General features: G+C 37.9%; 19 protein-coding genes and 1 pseudogene. 15 read left to right on the top strand and 5 right to left on the bottom strand.

The window, feature by feature from the left end; translation table 11 throughout:
* Window positions 1-18: 18 nt before the first annotated feature.
* Together WH223_RS05305 and WH223_RS05310 are read right to left on the bottom strand one after the other, a co-directional pair.
* Window positions 19-2,037 carry a UvrD-helicase domain-containing protein gene (locus WH223_RS05305; protein ID WP_340046501.1) on the bottom strand — a complete coding sequence of 673 codons (2,019 nt, stop codon included), beginning with the start codon at window positions 2,035-2,037 and terminating at the stop codon, window positions 19-21.
* Window positions 2,021-3,883, bottom strand: coding sequence for an ATP-dependent nuclease (locus WH223_RS05310; RefSeq protein ID WP_340046502.1), 1,863 nt, complete (start codon window positions 3,881-3,883; stop codon window positions 2,021-2,023). The genes WH223_RS05305 and WH223_RS05310 overlap by 17 nt, the downstream gene beginning before the upstream one ends.
* 183 nt (window positions 3,884-4,066) lie before the next feature.
* Between WH223_RS05310 and WH223_RS05315 the strand changes: the two genes are divergently transcribed.
* From WH223_RS05315 to WH223_RS05375, 13 genes are all read left to right on the top strand, one after another.
* Window positions 4,067-4,372, top strand: coding sequence for a DUF4134 domain-containing protein (locus WH223_RS05315; protein ID WP_445265603.1), 306 nt, complete (start codon window positions 4,067-4,069; stop codon window positions 4,370-4,372).
* An 11-nt stretch (window positions 4,373-4,383) separates the two neighbouring features.
* Window positions 4,384-4,716 carry a DUF4133 domain-containing protein gene (locus WH223_RS05320; protein WP_340046503.1) on the top strand — a complete coding sequence of 111 codons (333 nt, stop codon included), beginning with the start codon at window positions 4,384-4,386 and terminating at the stop codon, window positions 4,714-4,716.
* Entirely contained in the window at window positions 4,713-7,220 is a 2,508-nt protein-coding gene (locus WH223_RS05325) for a TraG family conjugative transposon ATPase (RefSeq protein WP_340046504.1), read from the top strand. The genes WH223_RS05320 and WH223_RS05325 overlap by 4 nt, the downstream gene beginning before the upstream one ends.
* Before the next feature lie 19 nt (window positions 7,221-7,239).
* Window positions 7,240-7,872 (top strand): DUF4141 domain-containing protein, encoded by a 633-nt coding sequence (locus WH223_RS05330; RefSeq protein WP_340046505.1) that lies wholly within the window; start codon window positions 7,240-7,242, stop codon window positions 7,870-7,872.
* A gap of 3 nt (window positions 7,873-7,875) precedes the next feature.
* Complete coding sequence (gene traJ / locus WH223_RS05335) at window positions 7,876-8,871, top strand: conjugative transposon protein TraJ (RefSeq protein WP_246926198.1); 996 nt, start codon at window positions 7,876-7,878, stop codon at window positions 8,869-8,871.
* A gap of 16 nt (window positions 8,872-8,887) precedes the next feature.
* On the top strand, window positions 8,888-9,511 hold the full coding sequence (traK, locus tag WH223_RS05340) for a conjugative transposon protein TraK (protein WP_006261894.1): 624 nt from the start codon (window positions 8,888-8,890) through the stop codon (window positions 9,509-9,511).
* Between the two features lie 11 nt (window positions 9,512-9,522).
* Window positions 9,523-9,807, top strand: a complete 285-nt coding sequence (locus WH223_RS05345) for a hypothetical protein (RefSeq protein WP_006261896.1) — start codon at window positions 9,523-9,525, stop codon at window positions 9,805-9,807.
* Window positions 9,797-11,113: a conjugative transposon protein TraM gene (gene traM, locus WH223_RS05350; protein WP_340046506.1), complete on the top strand. Its 1,317-nt coding sequence runs from the start codon at window positions 9,797-9,799 to the stop codon at window positions 11,111-11,113. Before WH223_RS05345 ends, traM begins: the two co-directional genes overlap by 11 nt.
* A gap of 25 nt (window positions 11,114-11,138) precedes the next feature.
* Window positions 11,139-12,041, top strand: coding sequence for a conjugative transposon protein TraN (traN, locus tag WH223_RS05355; RefSeq protein ID WP_340046507.1), 903 nt, complete (start codon window positions 11,139-11,141; stop codon window positions 12,039-12,041).
* 17 nt (window positions 12,042-12,058) lie between these two features.
* The gene (locus WH223_RS05360; protein ID WP_340046508.1) at window positions 12,059-12,616 is read left to right on the top strand and encodes a conjugal transfer protein TraO; all 558 of its coding nucleotides are present in this window, start codon (window positions 12,059-12,061) and stop codon (window positions 12,614-12,616) included.
* Between the two features lie 8 nt (window positions 12,617-12,624).
* Window positions 12,625-13,074 (top strand): DUF3872 domain-containing protein, encoded by a 450-nt coding sequence (locus WH223_RS05365; protein WP_340046509.1) that lies wholly within the window; start codon window positions 12,625-12,627, stop codon window positions 13,072-13,074.
* Window positions 13,075-13,176: 102 nt separating this feature from the next.
* Window positions 13,177-13,449, top strand: coding sequence for a molybdenum ABC transporter permease (locus tag WH223_RS05370; RefSeq protein ID WP_340046511.1), 273 nt, complete (start codon window positions 13,177-13,179; stop codon window positions 13,447-13,449).
* 353 nt (window positions 13,450-13,802) lie between these two features.
* Window positions 13,803-14,183 (top strand): DNA-binding response regulator, encoded by a 381-nt coding sequence (locus tag WH223_RS05375; protein WP_340046513.1) that lies wholly within the window; start codon window positions 13,803-13,805, stop codon window positions 14,181-14,183.
* Window positions 14,184-14,216: 33 nt separating this feature from the next.
* Here WH223_RS05375 and WH223_RS05380 read toward each other — a convergent pair whose 3' ends face one another.
* From WH223_RS05380 to WH223_RS05390, 3 genes are all read right to left on the bottom strand, one after another.
* Window positions 14,217-14,930, bottom strand: coding sequence for a hypothetical protein (locus WH223_RS05380; protein WP_340046514.1), 714 nt, complete (start codon window positions 14,928-14,930; stop codon window positions 14,217-14,219).
* A gap of 9 nt (window positions 14,931-14,939) precedes the next feature.
* Window positions 14,940-15,422, bottom strand: a complete 483-nt coding sequence (locus WH223_RS05385; protein WP_340046515.1) for a hypothetical protein — start codon at window positions 15,420-15,422, stop codon at window positions 14,940-14,942.
* 408 nt (window positions 15,423-15,830) lie between these two features.
* Complete coding sequence (locus tag WH223_RS05390; RefSeq protein ID WP_340046516.1) at window positions 15,831-16,364, bottom strand: antirestriction protein ArdA; 534 nt, start codon at window positions 16,362-16,364, stop codon at window positions 15,831-15,833.
* Window positions 16,365-17,203: 839 nt separating this feature from the next.
* On the opposite strand from WH223_RS05390, the gene WH223_RS05395 reads away from it, so the two are divergent.
* Together WH223_RS05395 and WH223_RS05400 are read left to right on the top strand one after the other, a co-directional pair.
* Window positions 17,204-17,365, top strand: a complete 162-nt coding sequence (locus WH223_RS05395; protein ID WP_259637905.1) for a hypothetical protein — start codon at window positions 17,204-17,206, stop codon at window positions 17,363-17,365.
* A gap of 24 nt (window positions 17,366-17,389) precedes the next feature.
* Window positions 17,390-18,394, top strand: a pseudogene (locus WH223_RS05400) (recombinase family protein); the annotation flags it as partial.
* Window positions 18,395-18,914 lie beyond the last annotated feature (520 nt).

Below are 18,914 nucleotides of genomic sequence, written 5' to 3' on the forward strand. Positions count from 1 at the left end.
TTCCCCTTATCTTTTAATCTAAACGGTAACTATTTCCCAAGCATTCTTATCAATTGTTTTTAATAAAGCGTTAAACCTTTCTTTATGAATAGCAATACAGAGTAAATCAGTTGGACGTGAAAAGCCCACATAAGCCATTTTAACAGAACTCTTGTGATGAACTCTATTATCTTGGAAATTGTTCCCTAAGAATTGATTAGTTAATCTTTCTGATTCGTAATTACTATGGTAATATGACTCTAAATATAAAGTAGCACAATGTGTTTGTCCTTTTACTGCGTGAATACTCGTGATTTCAATTTCAATTCCATTTTCCTTGTAATGATTCGTAACTTCTAGTTCTGTTGTATTAATAATTGGTATTCCAGTTGTGTCACTATTAATAAACGTTGAACTTTTCGAAAGTGCTAATTCAGAAAATATAGCAAAGAAATTAGAGGTATATACTTTAATTCCATTCCATACATCATCTATCTTCCCTTTGATTATCCCAATCGACCAGTTATAAAGATTTAAATTCAATTCCTCATATTTTAGAAAATCTCTTTCTCTAATGAAATCAATTAGCTTTTTCTTGGTATACGGTCGCCCGTCCAAGGTGTTGATGTTTTCCAATCTCAAGATTTTCAGGAAAGCGCTTAAAATATTTTTTCTTAAAGGTTCTAATGTTTTTTTGTTCTTATCATAGAATAATAAATAGCTTTTCAGGCAGTCATAATCCTGTTTTGGCTTACTTTTCTCTTTCTTATACCCTTTATGATAATCTTCTAGTCGTAATTTAGCTATATTTTGGCGGCTGATATTATCCTCTTTCCAATCTGTATTCCAACAAACAACCTTAACTAATTTATCGGGATTAGTAAAACTGTTATTTTCTTTATTTGTCTTCACGATTCGAGCAAAGTGGGGAATAAGATTGCTGATTGTATCATTTTCAAATATCAAGATATGGGGTTTTATAACACACTCATTAAGCCCGACAATATCAAAATTAGCATCGCTATACAAAGCAAATCTTTTCACCACGTCAGCTATTGGCTTACTAAGTCGTTGGCTACCACTTAATCTTAAAACATCTGCCCTATCTATCCAAACATCTGTTGCTTTAATTGAACTATAAATAGCCTGATTCTTGTCTCCAATTCGTTGGATTATCGAAATACTGCTACCGCCATCATGAAAAATCTTCTCTAATAAATTATATTGGTGAACGTCCATATCCTGCATTTCGTCTACAAAAGCAAAAGGGAAACGCTTTTGCAAAATTTCTTTAATCAATGGCTTCTTGTATAAATAGAGTTCCCCAAAATGATATGCATAGTCAAAGGAGATTATACCCTTTTTTAATGTTTCAAGAATTATTGCTTTTAATCCAATAAATTTTTTATTCTGATTGTTCTTTAACAGAACATCATTTTTACTGTTTTTGATTTCATCAGTTATGAAATCGTAATATAATCCGCGGACTTCATTTTCTATAAGCTGCTTACAAATTTCTTTTACAAGAGTGCTGTCACCATTTGCTTCAGCAGTAGCTCGATTGATATGTCTTTGATAAAACCATTTTGTGGGCTGCTCATAATTTTTATCCCAAGCAATGATATTAAATAGTTTTACTAATTCTTCTTGGTATCTTTCGGTATCAATCCAATTTAATTTCTTTTTAAACCCAAGATTATAAAACGGCACAGCTAAAAATTCATCAACAAAACCCTGTATTGTTCCAACAAAATTAGGATAGGAAAAGAGTTTTGGGCAATGTCTCTGTATTTTATCTTTTATCTCGTCAATTGCTGCATTAGTATGAGAAATAACGAGTATTCCTGAACCATCATAAAAAGGGAGCTTCTTCTCTAAAATTACTAATTTTGCTAATAACGCTGTTGTTTTACCACTTCCTGGAACAGCTTGTAAATCTATTGTGCTTAAATTTCGAATAAACGTTTTTCGTTCTTCGTCAAACTTTTTACCTATAGGCAGAAGTACACTTTCAGCATATCGAATATCCTCATCTGTTATGTTAATTTCCTGTGGCATATTGGATAGCTTTTATAAGGTAATTAACAGTATCATTCTCATCAGAGATTTTGATTGTTTTTTTTGAAATTTCTTTTTTTTCAAATCCGCTTAAATCTTCGTCAATTGCATTGGCAATTTGATAAGCAATTTCAGTCTTTTTAAGTCCTTTGTTTATCAATTTTTCAGCAAGTGATTTTTCAAAACTAGTATCCCAATCTGTTCCTGTGTGAATTGCTTTTACAGCGTTCTGAAAGGTCTTTGTTAGTCCTTTAGATTCAAATAATGAATATTCCAAAGTCCATTTTGGAGCAGGGAAATACTTTACTTGTTGTTCTGCTTTTCCAATTATATCCGCTAGTCTTTTATCGGTTTCTTCTTTAATAGTTTTTATTTCTCTCTTTAAATACTCGTACTCATTCTTACCTTTAGAATCCTTTACTGGCTTACCATTTTCATCTAATTTTAGCGTTTTTTTATACTCTCTAATATCGGAATCTGTAATAATAGCCACAGGAATTGTCATAAAAGGCTCTACATTTCTTAAATAAATATTAGCATAATGGTCAAAGCCAGTGTGTCCAATGTTGACAACAGAAACCCCTTTTTCAGTGAGATTAATTCCGATAGATTTCGCTATACTTGGAATAAGGATTTCTTCTGCCCAGCCCTCAACTAAGATTACCCCTTTAGCAAAAAACAAATTTGCCTTTGTGGTATCAAGAAATTTTTCCAAGAACTTATAGTTGTCTTTATCTAGTTTAGTGTATGTTGCACCCATTGGAAAGGCATAGCCATTGCTGCAAACTATCAGGTTTTCAAGTTTTAATTTGGAGGCTAAATTGGGACTATGAGTGGTTAGGATAAGTTGAATGGCATCTTGTTTTTGAAAAGCTTCTATCACTTGCATTTGTGCTTGAGGGTGTAAATGAGCCTCTAATTCTTCAACTAGCCCTAAGCGCAAACCGCTCCAGTTTGATTTGTTCAAATGAAGTAATTCTGCTGCCATAAATAATCTATTCAATGTTCCTAAACCTGGATTAGGTTCATCTTTAAGAAATAAAGTCAGTTTTTCAAGGATGCTTTTTATGTCATTTGAAGAAGCATTAAATTCAGTTTCATAATTATTACCGTAAAACCCTTTAATGTAACTATCAATTTTGTCTTTTATTTGTTTTCCATCCTGTGGCTTATTCGATTGTTCTACACCTATTTCATCAATGGTTTTAACTTCAAATTCACCCTTAAAATAATTTTCTAAATCTATTTTAAGGGTGGAAAAAATCTGTACCAATTCATTCGTATTTTCTTTCCCTTTAAATGCTTCATCACCCAAAAGAATTTGTGATAACCTCGAATTTCGTTTGGCAATCAGTTCATTTTCGGCATCTCTTAGCGGTTTTAAATATGTTGCTTTTAGATACTCTTTAGCTTCTGCTGTTAACAAATAACCGTCCTCATCTACACCTGCTTTTATATCAGCAGGAAGTATCTTTTTACCTTGCCTTTTTACATCATAATTAATTTTTAAAAAAGGTTCTGTGTCTTCTCCTGTACCTAGCCAACCTAACCATTCTGTAAAATTTTTTGCTTCGTCAGGTGTTAATTTCTCAAAAGTTAACTCAATTCTAAATCGACTTGCATCGTTATGGAAATCTTTATCCTCTACTCTGATATAATCATAACTATGAGTTTTAAGGACAAGCTTTATAGCATCAATAATTGCTGTTTTACCAGAATCATTTTCTCCAATAATTACATTCAAACCTTTGATAAGGTTCAAATTTAAATTCGGTTTTTCATGGTCAATTTCGCCCTCCGAACCGAATTTCCTAAAATTCCAAAGCTTTATGTTAGATAAATACACTCAATAATATTTTAATGGGTTTATATAGTTCTCTAATATAGAAATTAATTCTCTAGTGGAAGCCACCAACTGCCAAGTAATACCACTAAAAGACACATCGTAATTGTGCTTTCATTTCCATGACACCTTTGTTTTGAAGCCCGCAATAAGCGGGGAAATCTTAACAATAAATTCAGTTTAATCATGGAAAAACAAAGCAAAAAAATGTTGCTGACAAGCATTGCTTCGCTGTCGGCACTAGGTGTATTCGCACAGGGAAACGGTACAGCGGGTATCACCGAAGCCACACAAATGGTTACATCCTATTTCGACCCTGCAACCCAATTAATTTATGCCATCGGTGCGGTAGTTGGACTTATCGGCGGAGTAAAGGTGTATAACAAATTCAGTTCTGGTGACCCTGACACCTCGAAGACAGCAGCAAGTTGGTTCGGAGCCTGTATCTTCTTGATTGTAGCCGCAACAATCCTACGTTCATTCTTCCTTTAATCTATTGTTATATGAATAATTACAATATCAATAAAGGCATTGGAAGAACGGTGGAGTTCAAAGGGCTGAAAGCACAATATCTGTTCATTTTTGCAGGGGGCTTACTCGGCGTACTTATCCTCACCATGATACTGTACATGGCAAATGTAAACTCTTACATCTGTCTATTTATTGGGACTGGTGGTGCATCGCTCATCGTATGGCAGACATTCTCACTGAACGGTAAGTATGGAGAACATGGTTTGATGAAGTTTGGCGCAAAGAATAGGCATCCCAAATACATCATCTGTCGCAAAGCTGTACATCGCTATTTGAAGTTCACCACTAAACCCGATGTCGTATGAGAAATACAGGAAAAGCCACAACGCTAGAAAGCAAGTTTCCATTGCTGGCAGTAGAACACAATTGTATCATTTCAAAAGATGCGGACATTACGGCTTGCTTTCGGGTGCATCTGCCCGAACTATTTACAATTGCATCGGCAGAATATGATGCTATTCACTCGGCGTGGCACAAGGCTATTAAGACTTTACCCGATTACACTATCATCCACAAACAGGACTGGTACATCAAGGAAAATTACGCACCTGATATTGCACAGGACGAATTGAGTTTTCTCGCAAAATCCTATCAGCAACATTTTAACGAACGTCCTTTTCTAAACCATTACTGTTATCTGTTCCTCACCAAGACAACAAAGGAAAGGATGCGGATGCAGAGCAACTTTAGTTCACTTTGTAAAGGTGTCCTTATCCCGAAAGAAATAAGAGATAAAGAAACCATCCGCAAGTTTATGGAAGCAGTGGCGCAATTTGAGCGTATTATAAACGATAGCGGTTTTGTGAAATTGGAACGCCTTACCGAAGATGATATTATTGGTATAGAGGATAAACAGGGATTGCTGGAACAATACCTTACCCTTTCCAGAGAAGCGGGAACCGCTATGCAGGACATTGCTTTAGGCAGCGAGGATGTTCGTATCGGTAACAAAAGGCTGTGCTTGCATACCTTGTCCGATACGGACGACTTGCCCACGACAGTATCAGCGAATACCCGTTATGAAAAATTGTCCACCGACCGTAGCGATTGCTTGTTATCCTTTGCTGCTCCGGTAGGCTTACTCCTAAGCTGTAACCACATCTATAACCAATATTTATTTTTGGATAACAGCGATGAGAACCTCCGAAAGTTTGAGAAATCTACACGTAATATGCACTCTCTAGCAAGGTATAGCAGGGCTAATCAAATTAACAAAGAGTGGATAGAACGTTACCTCAATGAAGCCCATAGTTTCGGTTTTTCTTCCATTCGAGCGCACTTCAATGTGATGGCATGGTCGGATGACCCAACAGAGCTTAAACAGATAAAGAACGATACGGGTAGTGCATTGGCTTTAATGGAATGCAAGCCACGGCACAATACCGTCGATGTTGCCACGCTTTATTGGGCAGCAATGCCAGGCAATGCAGGTGACTTTCCGAGCGAAGAGAGTTTTTACACTTTCATTGAACCTGCTCTGTGCTTCTTTACGGAGGAAACCAATTATCAGAGTTCTCCATCACCGTTCGGCATTAAGATGGCTGACAGACTTACTGGCAAGCCCATCCATTTGGACATATCGGATTTACCCATGAAAAAGGGCATCATCACGAACCGCAACAAGTTTATCTTGGGGCCGTCAGGTTCGGGAAAATCTTTTTTCACCAATCACATGGTGCGTCAATATTATGAGCAAGGCGCACACGTGCTTCTTGTAGATACAGGAAACTCGTATCATGGATTGTGCGAATTGATTAAGGGAAAAACCAAAGGAGAAGACGGAGTTTACTTCACCTATACCGAAGACAACCCCATTGCATTCAATCCATTTTATACGGATGATGGTGTGTTTGACATTGAGAAACGGGAAAGTATCAAAACATTGATACTGACTTTATGGAAAAGAGATGATGAACCTCCAACACGTTCGGAAGAAGTGGCGTTGTCCAACGCTGTAAGCGGTTATATCGAACGTATCAGGCAAAGTGATGATTATCCCTCGTTTAACGGCTTCTATGAGTATGTGCGAGGCGACTACAGAAAGGTGCTGGAAGAAAAGCAGGTGCGTGAGAAAGACTTTGACCTTGCAAATTTCCTGAACGTACTGGAACCTTACTATAAAGGTGGCGAATACGATTACTTATTGAACTCCAATAAGCAACTCGACCTGCTTTCCAAACGCTTCATTGTGTTCGAAATTGATGCGATAAAAGACCACAAGATTTTATTCCCCATTGTGACCATAATCATTATGGAGGTTTTCATCAACAAGATGCGCAGGCTTAAAGGTGTGCGTAAACTGATATTAATCGAAGAAGCGTGGAAAGCCATCGCAAAAGAGGGCATGGCAGAGTACATTAAGTATCTGTTCAAAACGGTAAGGAAATTCTTTGGTGAGGCTATAGTCGTAACGCAGGAAGTGGACGACATTATCCAGTCACCCATCGTCAAAGAAAGCATCATCAATAATAGCGACTGCAAAATCCTCTTAGACCAACGCAAATACATGAACAAGTTCGATGACATTCAGGCAATGCTTGGACTTACTGAAAAGGAAAAGTCTCAAATCCTTTCCATCAACATGAACAATGATGCAAGCCGACTTTACAAAGAAGTGTGGATTGGACTAGGTGGTACACATTCCGCTGTATATGCTACGGAAGTGTCGCTTGAAGAGTACTTCGCCTATACCACGGAAGAAACCGAAAAAATGGAAGTCATGCAATTGGCATCTGAACTTGATGGCAATGTCGAACAGGCTATTAAACGTATTGCCCTCCAAAGGCGAGAAAAAACAAATAATTATTAATCATTAAAAAATCAGAACAATGAAGAAAGCAATGTTACTGGTGTATACGGCAATAATGATTGCCGTTACACCATCCGCTAAAGCCCAATTTGTGGTAACTGACCCTGTAAATCTTGCATCGGGCATTATCAACAGTGCCAACGAAATTATCCAAACCTCATCCACTGTATCGAATGTGGTTAAGAATTTTAACGAGGTAAAAAAGGTCTATGAACAGGGCAAGGAGTATTACGACAAACTACAAGCCGTAAACAATCTTGTGAAAGATGCCCGTAAGGTACAGCAAACTGTTTTACTTGTGGGCGATGTGTCCGAAATGTATGTGAAGAACTTCGGCAAGATGATGAATGACCCCAATTTCTCACCACAGGAATTATCAGCAATTGCCAATGGTTATTCAACGCTCCTTAACGAAAGTGCGGAGCTGTTGAAAGAGTTGAAACAGATTGTTTCCTCGACTTCTCTTTCACTGAATGATAAGGAACGTATGGACATCATCGACAAAGTTTACAAAGAGGTAAAAGATTATCATAGTCTTGTTCGCTATTATACCAACAAAAATATCTCCGTGAGCATTTTGAGGGCTAAAAAACAGAACAATACCAAAAGGGTGCTGGAGCTGTACGGTACTGCTGAACAAAAATACTGGTAGGCTATGGAATGGGATAATCTTCATGAACTCCTGCGCTCTTTGTACGATGAGATGATGCCTTTATCGGCAGAAATGGCGGCAGTGGCAAAAGGAATTGCTGGATTGGGGGCATTGTTCTACGTCGCCTTAAAAGTATGGGAGGCATTGAGCCGAGCAGAACCAATAGACGTATTCCCTTTGCTCCGTCCTTTCGCCATCGGGCTTTGCATTATGTTCTTCCCAACAATTGTATTGGGTACAATCAATGCGGTACTAAGCCCCGTTGTGAAAGGCACACATGGTATGCTCGAAAATCAGGTATTTGACCTAAACCAACTCCAAGTGCAGAAAGACCAATTGGAACGGGAAGCGATGCTTCGAAATCCTGAAACAGCTTACCTCATAAGCGATGAGGACTTTGATAAGAAACTGGAAGAATTGGGGTGGTCACCGTCTGATTTGGCTACGATGTCGGGAATGTACTTTGATAGGCAAGCCTACAAAATCGAGAAAGCAATAAAGGAATGGTTTCGCAATTTACTGGAAATACTTTTTCAGGCAGCTGCACTCGTCATAGATACAATACGTACATTTTTTCTCGTCGTGCTATCCATATTGGGTCCTATAGCTTTTGCGATAAGTGTATGGAATGGTTTTCAGTCCACACTTACGCAATGGCTGACCCGATATATCAGCGTTTATCTCTGGTTACCGATATCCGATATGTTCAGTTCCATATTAGCAAAAATACAATCGCTGATACTGGAACGGGATATTGAGATGCTTGTCGACCCGAGTTATATCCCTGACACGTCGAATACCGTGTATATCATTTTTATGATTATCGGTATTGTGGGCTACTTCACTATTCCTACCGTAGCGGGTTGGGTTATCCAAGCTGGTGGTGGTGGAAACTTCATGCGAAACGTAAATCAAACAGCATCCAAAACAGGCAACATTGCAGGTGCGGGAACTGGAGCTGCCGTAGGCAACATCGGTGGCAGATTAATGAACAAATAATAAACATTGATAAAAAATGGAATTTAAAACATTAAGAAATATAGAAAACAGCTTTAAGCAAATACGGCTGTATGCCATTGTATTTGCTGTACTCTGCATCGCAGTGGTAGGATATGCCCTTTGGCAATCCTACCGCTTTGCGGAGTTACAGCGGGAAAAGGTTTATGTACTGGACAACGGCAAATCGTTGATGTTGGCTCTTTCGCAAGATGCCTCCATTAATCGACCTGTTGAAGCAAGAGAGCATGTAAAACGTTTCCATGAACTCTTCTTTACGCTCGCACCTGATAAGAATGCCATTGAAAGCAACATGAAACGTGCGTTCAACCTTGCTGACAAAAGTGCCTTTGACTATTACAAAGACCTTTCGGAAAAGGGGTACTACAACCGTATTATTTCAGGGAACGTGCAACAACGTATTGAAGTAGACAGCGTGGTCTGTAATTTCGATACCTACCCTTATGCCGTAAAGACATATGCCAAACAATTTATTATTCGGTCAAGCAATGTAACGAAGCGTAACCTTATAACCTCCTGCTATCTCGTGAACTCTGTCCGTTCGGACAATAATCCACAGGGTTTCAATATCGAAAAATTCAGCGTATTGGAAAATAAGGACATAGAAGTCATCGACCGATAAAAAGATGAGCAATGAAAAACTTAGGCACAAGAATAAATAATTGGTTTGAAAAGCTAGATGGACAGTGGCGAGCGATGCCTGTTAAAAAACAACAACGCTATACGATACTGCTCTTTATAAGCTATGCGCTATTGTCCACTATCGTGATTCTTAAAGTATGTTATGACGTTAGCAAGTCCGATAGCAGCCTAATAATAGAGCATATCAAAAACCCTGTTATACAGAAAAATAAGTCTTTGGTTTATCCACTGGACAGTTTGTCAACAATTTTAAAACGTAGAAATTATGGAAGATAACGAAAACAAAAAAACAATTTTCCTGGTCAAAGACGACCAGAAAACTGGAACAGATGCACCCCTAGACGGTGCTGGAAACAAGAGCCAAAAACTAAAAAAGCCTATCATCTTTGCTCTTATGGGCGTGGTATTCTTTGGCTGTATGTACCTTATTTTTAAACCATCATCCGACAATAAAAAAGTTGAAGATATTGGTTTGAATGATGCCGTACCGCAGGCTACCAATGCAGTACTTCAATCCGATAAGCAAAAGGCTTACGAGCAGGAAATGCTCGAGCAGAAAGAGCAAGAAAGGCGTAACTCGCTGACGTCTCTTTCTGATTACTGGAACACGGAAAGTAGCATGGATGAAGAAGTTGATTATCCTGATGAGGATTACAAAAATGGTAGCGGTACACGCAGAACTAGCAATCCCGCTCTTAACAGTTACCGTAATGCCCAAAGTACGCTAACCACGTTCTATGACAACAACGATTACGAAACACAGGAACTCCGTAAACAGATTGAGGAACTGAAAGAGCAATTGGCAGAAAAAGAAGTACCGCCTAACACTACCGTTCAAGACCAGTTGGATTTGATGGAAAAATCATATGAGATAGCTGCGAAATATCTGCCGTCAGGCAATCAGGAGCAGCTCAATAATGTGGACACTACAACTGTTTTAACGAAGAGAGATTCCCAAAAAGAACACTTTGTAGCATTTGCGCCTGTAAGAAAAAATGCCGTATCTGCATTGTATAGGGAACCGACCGACAGTGTTTTTTTGGCAAGCTGGAAAGAAACCCGAAATCGAGGTTTTTATACGACAGGAGTATCAGAGCAGGTTATCCAACCAAAAAATAGTATCAGAGCGGTAGTACAGGAAACACAAATTGTGACTGGCGAGAGTGGTGTAAGATTACGTTTGTTGGAAACAGCAAGTACGGCGAGCAGAACCATTCCGACTGGAACGGTACTAACGGCGAATGCTAAGTTTCAAGCTGGCAGATTACAACTAAAGATAACATCCATCGAATTTGAAGGCAACATTTTTCCTGTTGATATAACCGTGCATGACACGGACGGACAACAAGGATTGTTTGTGCCATATTCACCTGAAATGAATGCCTTAACGGAAATCGCCTCTAATATGAGCCAAACATCGGGAACCAGTATCATGATGACCCGCTCCGCAGGACAGCAAATGGCGGGTGATTTGAGTCGTGGCGTGGTGCAAGGCGTTTCGGGGTTTTTCTCCAAAAAAATAAGAACCCCGAAAGTGACCGTCAAAGCTGGTCACCAATTATTCCTTGTTTCAAAAAAATAATGTTCAACAATAAAATAGAAAGAAAATGAAAGCACTATTTAAAAGTCTTTTGGCGGTGGTTTGTTTAATAGCCTTTAATGCCAATACAAATGCACAACAAATTGCATCCATTACAAGCAAGTTAACTATGGGCAAAGTAGAGCCATACGAAATGCAGGTAACGTATAACAAAACTTCGCACCTGATATTTCCATCTGCAATCCGTTATGTGGATTTGGGAAGTGACTATTTGATTGCGAGCAAAGCAGAAGATGCCGAAAATGTACTGCGTATAAAAGCTACTGTTAGGGATTTTGAAGAAGAAACCAATTTTTCGGTTATTACCGATGACGGTCGGTTTTACAATTTCAACATCTTTTACAGTGCTTATCCTGCCTCAATGAATTATGATTTGTTGACCATGCAAAAGGCATCGGACAGGGAAAACGGAAATGATGTGCTGTTTGAAGAATTGGGCAACAACTCGCCATCGCTGGCTGGGTTGTTATTGAAAACCATTTACAATCAGAATAAAAGAGTTATCAAACATATCGGTTCCAAAAGCTACGGCATACAGTTCTTATTAAAGGGTATATATGTTCAGGGCGGTAAGTTTTATTTACATACGGAATTGAGCAATAAAAGTAATGTGCCGTTCAATATCGACTTTGTGAATTTCAAGGTAGTGGATAAGAAAGTCGCTAAACGTACCGTTGTGCAGGAAAAAGCGATGACCCCATTGCGTATATATAAACCACTGGATGAAATCGGGGGCAATACGGTAGACCAAAACGTATTCCTGCTAGACCAATTTACCATCACTGACGACAAGGTTTTGATTATCGAAATCTTTGAGAAGAACGGTGGCAGACAGCAAGTCCTGCAAGTGGAAAACTCCGACCTCGTACATGCCAAACTGATAAACGATATGCACCTAAAGATTAATTAACCCTAACAGAAACAACAATGAGAAAATACATATTTGCCGTAATGCTTGCAATTCTAAGCATTACGGCTGTGCAAGCGCAAAGGATGTCTCCCAAACAAAAAGGGCTGGAAGTAAACGTTGGTATGTTGTCCAAAGAAATCAGCGACAATTACTATCTGAATTTGACCCTGACCGTGAACGGTAAGAACGGAAATCACTGGATTTGGGGTGTAGAATACACCCATCGGTTAGCAGATTACAGGGACTTACAAATACCGCTAGAAGTTTATACAGGTGAAATGGGTTACAGCCTCCAATTGTTGGGGGATGTAAGAAAGATAATTACCTTAAACGCTGGACTGACCGCCGTTGCAGGTTACGAAATCATTAATCACAACAAAGTAACGCTATACGACGGGGCAACAATCCTTAATAAAGAGAATTTTATTTATGGTGCAGGTGGACGGCTCTCGTTGGAAACCTATCTTTCCGACCGCTTTGTGCTACTCCTGCAAGAGCGTACAAAGTTAATCTGGGGTACAGATTTAAAACAGTTCCGCCCATCGGCAGGTGTGGGACTAAGGTTTAACTTTTAAATAACTAAATGATGAGAATTCTAATTAGAAGATACAAGCAACATTTACAATCAACGTTTATGTTTGCTGCTATGTTGATTTGCTCGGTGGTATTCACTTCATGCGAAAAAGATGAATTGGAAGTACAACAGAATTATCCTTTTGAGTTAAAGGTCATGCCTGTTCCTGGAGAAGTAAAAAACGGACAAACCGTTGAAATAAGGGTCACGATAGAGCGAAGCGGAAACTTCAATGACGCCAATTATTCTATCCGCTATTTCCAATTTGACGGACAAGGTACATTGCGGTATCACGATGAACTACCTTATCTGCCTAATGACCTTTATCAGTTATCAGCTATGCAGTTCAGGCTGTATTACACTTCCCAATCCATCGTGTCGCAGTCTTTTGATATATGGGTTTCGGACAATTTTGGAAATGAAAAGCAAGTGAGCTTTCAGTTTAACAGTAAAAATTAATGAAAAATCCTGCCACAATTCGGCAGGATTTTTCATTAAAGAAGCCTCTTATTACATCTTTTTTCGTAAATTCAAAAAGTAAAAATCTAATAGGTTATCGTTATGATTGCATCATTAGTTATAGGTATACTGTTTTTAGTTGTGGGATTGGGTCTTCGTTATTGGGTTAACCGCAGGAAGTTTTATAGGCGCAGTATCACGGGAGCCGAGGGCTTTTCGAGTTATGAAAAGTCGGTTGGCATTAAGTTTATAGAACGTGTTGGCAAATGGGTAGCTTATGCCCTGATTATATTTGGAGTATTGTCCTTGTGGGTCTATTCACGTGAGAAAAAAGAAATAGTTTCCCAAAACACGGAAGTACAAAAACCAAGATAAATAATAATATATATGTGAACGGAACGGGTCTTTATGGCTTGTACCGTTTTTTTGTACAAAATGCTCTCGCATTAAATCCATAATCAAAGACAGTTGTTGTATAAGAAAAACTACTTCGTTATCTTTGTTGTTGAAAATATAGAAAAAATCTTAAAGTGTTTTTACTTTAAGTCCCACATTGAAAACTGGTAATTTTTAAGACTACGGGACAGATAAGGAAGAACGCTCATGCCTATGGCGTGGGCGCTCGCTTATTCGTAGTCGGGTATACCAGTGCCTCAATGTCGGTAAGTGTAGTTGCCTGCGCTTTTTTTTATCGCAGCACTCCATAATAAATGAAAACAACCGTCAACATGGAGACTGAAAACATAAACCCAATTACTGCCGCTTTTATCAATGATAAAAGCCCCATCATGGATGCTATACATGATAATCTTATCACGTCAAGTATTGATGTTATATTTCGTTCTGATAATATTGCAAATGGAGTTAAGCTGTTATCTTCATTGAAAACAATTCCCGATGTTTGTATTATCGACCTCGACTTTTCTGATAAGGACATCGCCATGCAGCTACGAGAATTAAGAAGTCAATATTCAACAATGAAGTTTATCGCTCATAGTGATATTGATGATGAAAAAGTCATTAAAATGCTTTTTGAATTTGGTTTTTCAAAATACGTCCTGATTGGTGAGGATATGAAAAAAGCCATTGACGATGTGGTCAATGGCTAATTATCTCATGGGGACGCTTTGCTTTGTTAAAAATTATAACTCATCTTCTACATTTAAAATTTTTCGAAACTTTGTTTCAAGTTCATCAATTTTTTGAGGAAGACTATTTTTTAATTCGTCTGATATTTTTGACATATCTTTAAGATATTCCTTATAGGAGTCTCCTGTTAAACTACGACTCTTAAGTCTGTCTTGACGAAATCCAAAATCCCAACCTTTGTCCCAATACTCATTAAACACTGCATCAATATATGTACAGAGTGATTTTGGAAAAAAAAGTTTGTTAAGGAGATAGAAATTTCTAAAGTCATACAACGCTGCGCTTGCTCGTTTTGCCCTTTCTTCACTTTCTTTTTCCCCATCCTCAATTATAGGATGCATAAAATTCGTCCAGTTAACCATTGCCGAATGAAGTTCAACCAACTTTTTATAAAGTTCTATAATAATTTTTGCTCTTTCTTGGTGTAGAAAAGCGAATTGAACTTGATGTGTAATATTTGCTTTTGCAAGTTCAGATTTAATTGGCTCTATTTTCAAAGACAATTCTTCACTTAGTGAGCTTTTATACACTTCCATTTTTTCTTGAAAGTCTTTTTTCACATTTTCAGTCAATCGTGTTAACTCTTCTGCTGTTGATAGCTTAGCGGTCTCTTTCCCTAATTGATTAAGCCATGATTTGTAAAACAAGAAGTAGGATGCAATCAAAAATAATATTAGCTCGATTACTATTTCAATAAACTTTTCCATTATTATAATTTAGTACAAAGCGTCATATCCCTTTTCAGTTAATCTCAAACATTCTAATGAACCACTTTCGTATGTAATCATTTCTTTGTCAATAAGATTTTGTATAGCGTCATTAAATAGAGACTTCTCTTTAGGATTTAAATTTTGTAATAAACCAAAATTTAGCTTCTTTAACATTACAATACTACCTGCTCTTGAGTTCTGATCTTCAAATTCAGATAATATTTGTTTCTCAATATCATCAACAGACATACTTTTTTGATATAAAGCATCAAATCCTCCTTGAGTTAGTCTGATACACTCTATACCTTGTGTGCCATCTTCATAAGTAATATACTCTTTTGTAATTAAGCTATTTATTGCATCGGCTGCTTGGTCTTGTTGCTTCGGGTTCAGCTTAGATAATAGCCCGAATCTCAAATTTCTTAAAGGTATAATTTCATTAGTTTTTAATTTTCCTTTTTCGAATTCATTTAGTATTAGTTCTTCCATAAAATATTAGTTTAAGCTTAGGACTAAACAATTTTTGAGCCTCCAATTGAAATGCGTCTTTTTGGCAGACCGACACAACTTACGCATGTCACTATGGCGCATTAATCATCTTCAATGTAATTCTTATATGACTTTATTTCAATATTAACCCCTTTTTTAAAACTAGAATAATTGGGATAATGAATATCCCACAAACCAACTCGCAACCTGTTTGTAAAAATGCAAGTTTAAGGAATGGTGAAATGGCGGCATTTTGCAAAATGGTTGCTCCGTTATATTGCAAAAAGACAGTTCCGACCATAGGAATGGATCTGTCTTTTTGCCGACCGATTTTTCAATTATAAACAATGAGAACCTATTTTTACAAGCGACCGCCTGTAGCAGCCGCCTGTAGTTTAAAAAATATGTTTATGAGCTATAGAATACATAACCGCCATCACTCCAGTAATCGCCGCAAAACAAGTCTCTAGCGTAAGCCTGATAATCGAAGTAACGTTTTGCAAAATCTGGCAAGTCAATTTCTTCAACCAATTCCATTGCAAAATTTTCTTCACTATCATATTCACCGACATAGTCGTTTTCAAACAAGCTTATCAAGTCGTCTATATACTCTTCCGCTAAGTTGTGATGACCATTGTTACACCATATTAAAAACGGTTCTTTTTGGCTTTCGTCCATATTCTCGAAAGACTCCAAAACCTTAAATACATTATTACTTAACCAACATTCGTCAATCAATCCATTTGGAATATTTTCATAATCCTGAAACATAAATTCGGGGTCTTCTTCGTCTTGGTGGAGTTCCCTGCAAGCTGTATAAAATTCTTCCTTATCAGTATATTCGGATAGTTTTAACCACTTCCCGAAAATTGAACCCTCATTGTATTTTCGATATGTTCCGACATATACACTCGCTTCCGATATATTAATTTGCTGTATCATTTCTTTGCTGTTTAATTTTAATTTGTTTTTTGATTTATTCGGCAATGAGAGGGGGTGCTGTTTTGTTTCATTACCATTTCCAATGCTATTAATCTTCATACCTGACATTTTTTTTATTCGTTTAAAGGGTCGGAGTATGCTATGTTTCGTTTCATGAGCAAATCAAGGTTAGTGTTTAGCCGACACAAGGTTTTGGTAAAAGAATACTACCCAACGGGTGGAGATTTTTTGCCAAACTCGCCATGACCTTGAGACGGGGTTTAGAACACGGATTACCTTTGCTCTTGAAATGGGACAATAAAAGCATACAGGCTCTTTGGATAAAAATGTGGAAGCAATAAAGATGGCATTGTGTAAATGGTTCACAATGGATATAAAACACAATTCATTTCACTGATTTTTTGAAGAACAGAGATTTGAGGATGGAGTAAACAGGGAAGCGCATGGGACGATATTTTTAATTTTCTGTCCCAATAGTAGCTATAAGCTCTTTTACAGCGAGGGTATTGTAGGTGGTGTAAGTAAATGTGCTTAGGCTACAGAAAAATATCATGTGGCTATGAAAGCCACATGAACAGAGATTGGAAGCATGGAGCAAACGGCGAAACGCAAGGGCGACATTTTCAATTTTCTGTTCCAATAGTAGCTATAAGCTCTTTTACAGCGAGGGTATGTGGCTGGTGTAAGTAAATGTGCTTAGGCTACAATATAGATGTGTTCAAAGCCAATTAATGCCAAGTAGTTCTACTGAAAGACAGAGGCGAAAATCCTTTCCGACAAGTCTTTAAGTTTATCCGTTCAGGATAATCCTGTATGATAACAAGTAAAAAGAGTTGAAGATGGAGAGCGGAAAAAGTAAAGAATTAAGTCCTGAAAGGGTTATGGAAATCTTGAAAAAGAAAGGAACTCATGTAGATATTGAGGAAGCAAAAATAATTTTAGAGTTTATTAAAAAGATTGCTCACATAGCGGTTAATCAGTATCTTAGGGGATGTCTTTAATGTCGAACATGAAAAGCCTTTATAATGAGAAAAGCAGATTTATACATTCGTGTATCGACCGATGAACAGGCGGACAAGGGGTATTCGCAACGTGACCAAGAAGAACGTTTAAGGAAGTATTGCGAAATCAAAGGCATTCCAATAAGGAACGTTTATATAGAAGACCATTCCGCTAAGTCTTTCAAACGACCCGAATGGCAAAAATATTTATCGAACCTACGCAAGTCGAAGAACAGTAAGGCTGGGGCATTGTTGCTATTTACTAAATGGGACAGGTTCAGCCGAAATGCAGGTGATGCCTATCAGACGATTAACCAATTGCGTACATTCGGTGTAGAGCCAGGAGCTATCGAGCAACCCTTAGACTTGACTATTCCTGAAAACAAAATCATGTTAGCGTTCTATCTTGCTGCTCCAGAAGTTGAAAACGACAGAAGAGCACTCAATGTCTTTCACGGAATGCGTCGTGCAAAGAAAGAGGGAAGATATATGGGAACGGCTCCATTGGGATATATCAACAAAATATCGGAGGATAAAAGGAAACATATTGCCTTACATGAATTTGAGGCTCCTGTTTTGAAATGGGCATTTGACCAGATTCTTGCCAATAATTTTAACACGGAACAGATATGGAAAATGGTAGGAGAAAAAGTTAATGGAAAAGGTAGGTTTAGCAAGAACAACTTTTGGGTAGCCTTACGAAACCCCTTGTATTGTGGTAAGATTTTCATTCCTCCGTACAAAGAAGAGCAGGGACATTTTGTAGCTGGGCAACATCAACCACTAATCAGTGAAAAGATGTTTGCCGACGTTCAAGATATACTGGATGGAAGAAAAAGGGTAATTAAGCCTAAGATAGTGGCGATGGAAAACTTGCCTCTTAGAGGCTTTCTTAAATGCCCTAAATGTGAACGGATGTTGACAGGAAGTGCCTCAAAGGGGAAAATGGGGAACTATTACAATTACTACCATTGTAGTTCCTCATGCGGTACAAGATTTAAGGCAGAAGTCGCTAATGAAGCTTTTGTAAAACAACTACGGTATCTATCGCCAAAGGCTGGTATGGTAGATGTTTTTATTGAAGCCTTTATAAACGATTTCAATAAGCAAACGAAAGCTCAAAACAGTGATAGAGCTAATATCATAAAAGAGATTGATACGCTGAACAAACGCTACCAAAATGCACTTCTAAAGAATGCTGACGGAGAGATGGACTATGACGATTTTCAGGAAGTAAAGAAGTTAACTAAGGGTAGGATTGAGAAATTGGAGAAGCAATTGAATGACTTAGCTTCGGTAGGTACTGAAATTAGAGACTTGGTAGCTTCGGCTTTAAAAAAGGTCGCAAACATTGATAGACGCTATGAAAACGGCGATATTGAAGAAAAAAGGGTAGTATTGAGTTCGATGTTCCCCGATTTCTTGGTATTTGATGGAACACAACATCGAACCGCACGAATAAATTTGGGGATAACACTTATGTACCAGAATACCAGTAAATTACAAGGTAAAAAAAATGGGACAAGTCTATCGTTTTTAGACTTGTCCC

The organism is Sphingobacterium sp. MYb382 (genome assembly GCF_037572665.1).
GTDB lineage: Bacteria > Bacteroidota > Bacteroidia > Sphingobacteriales > Sphingobacteriaceae > Sphingobacterium.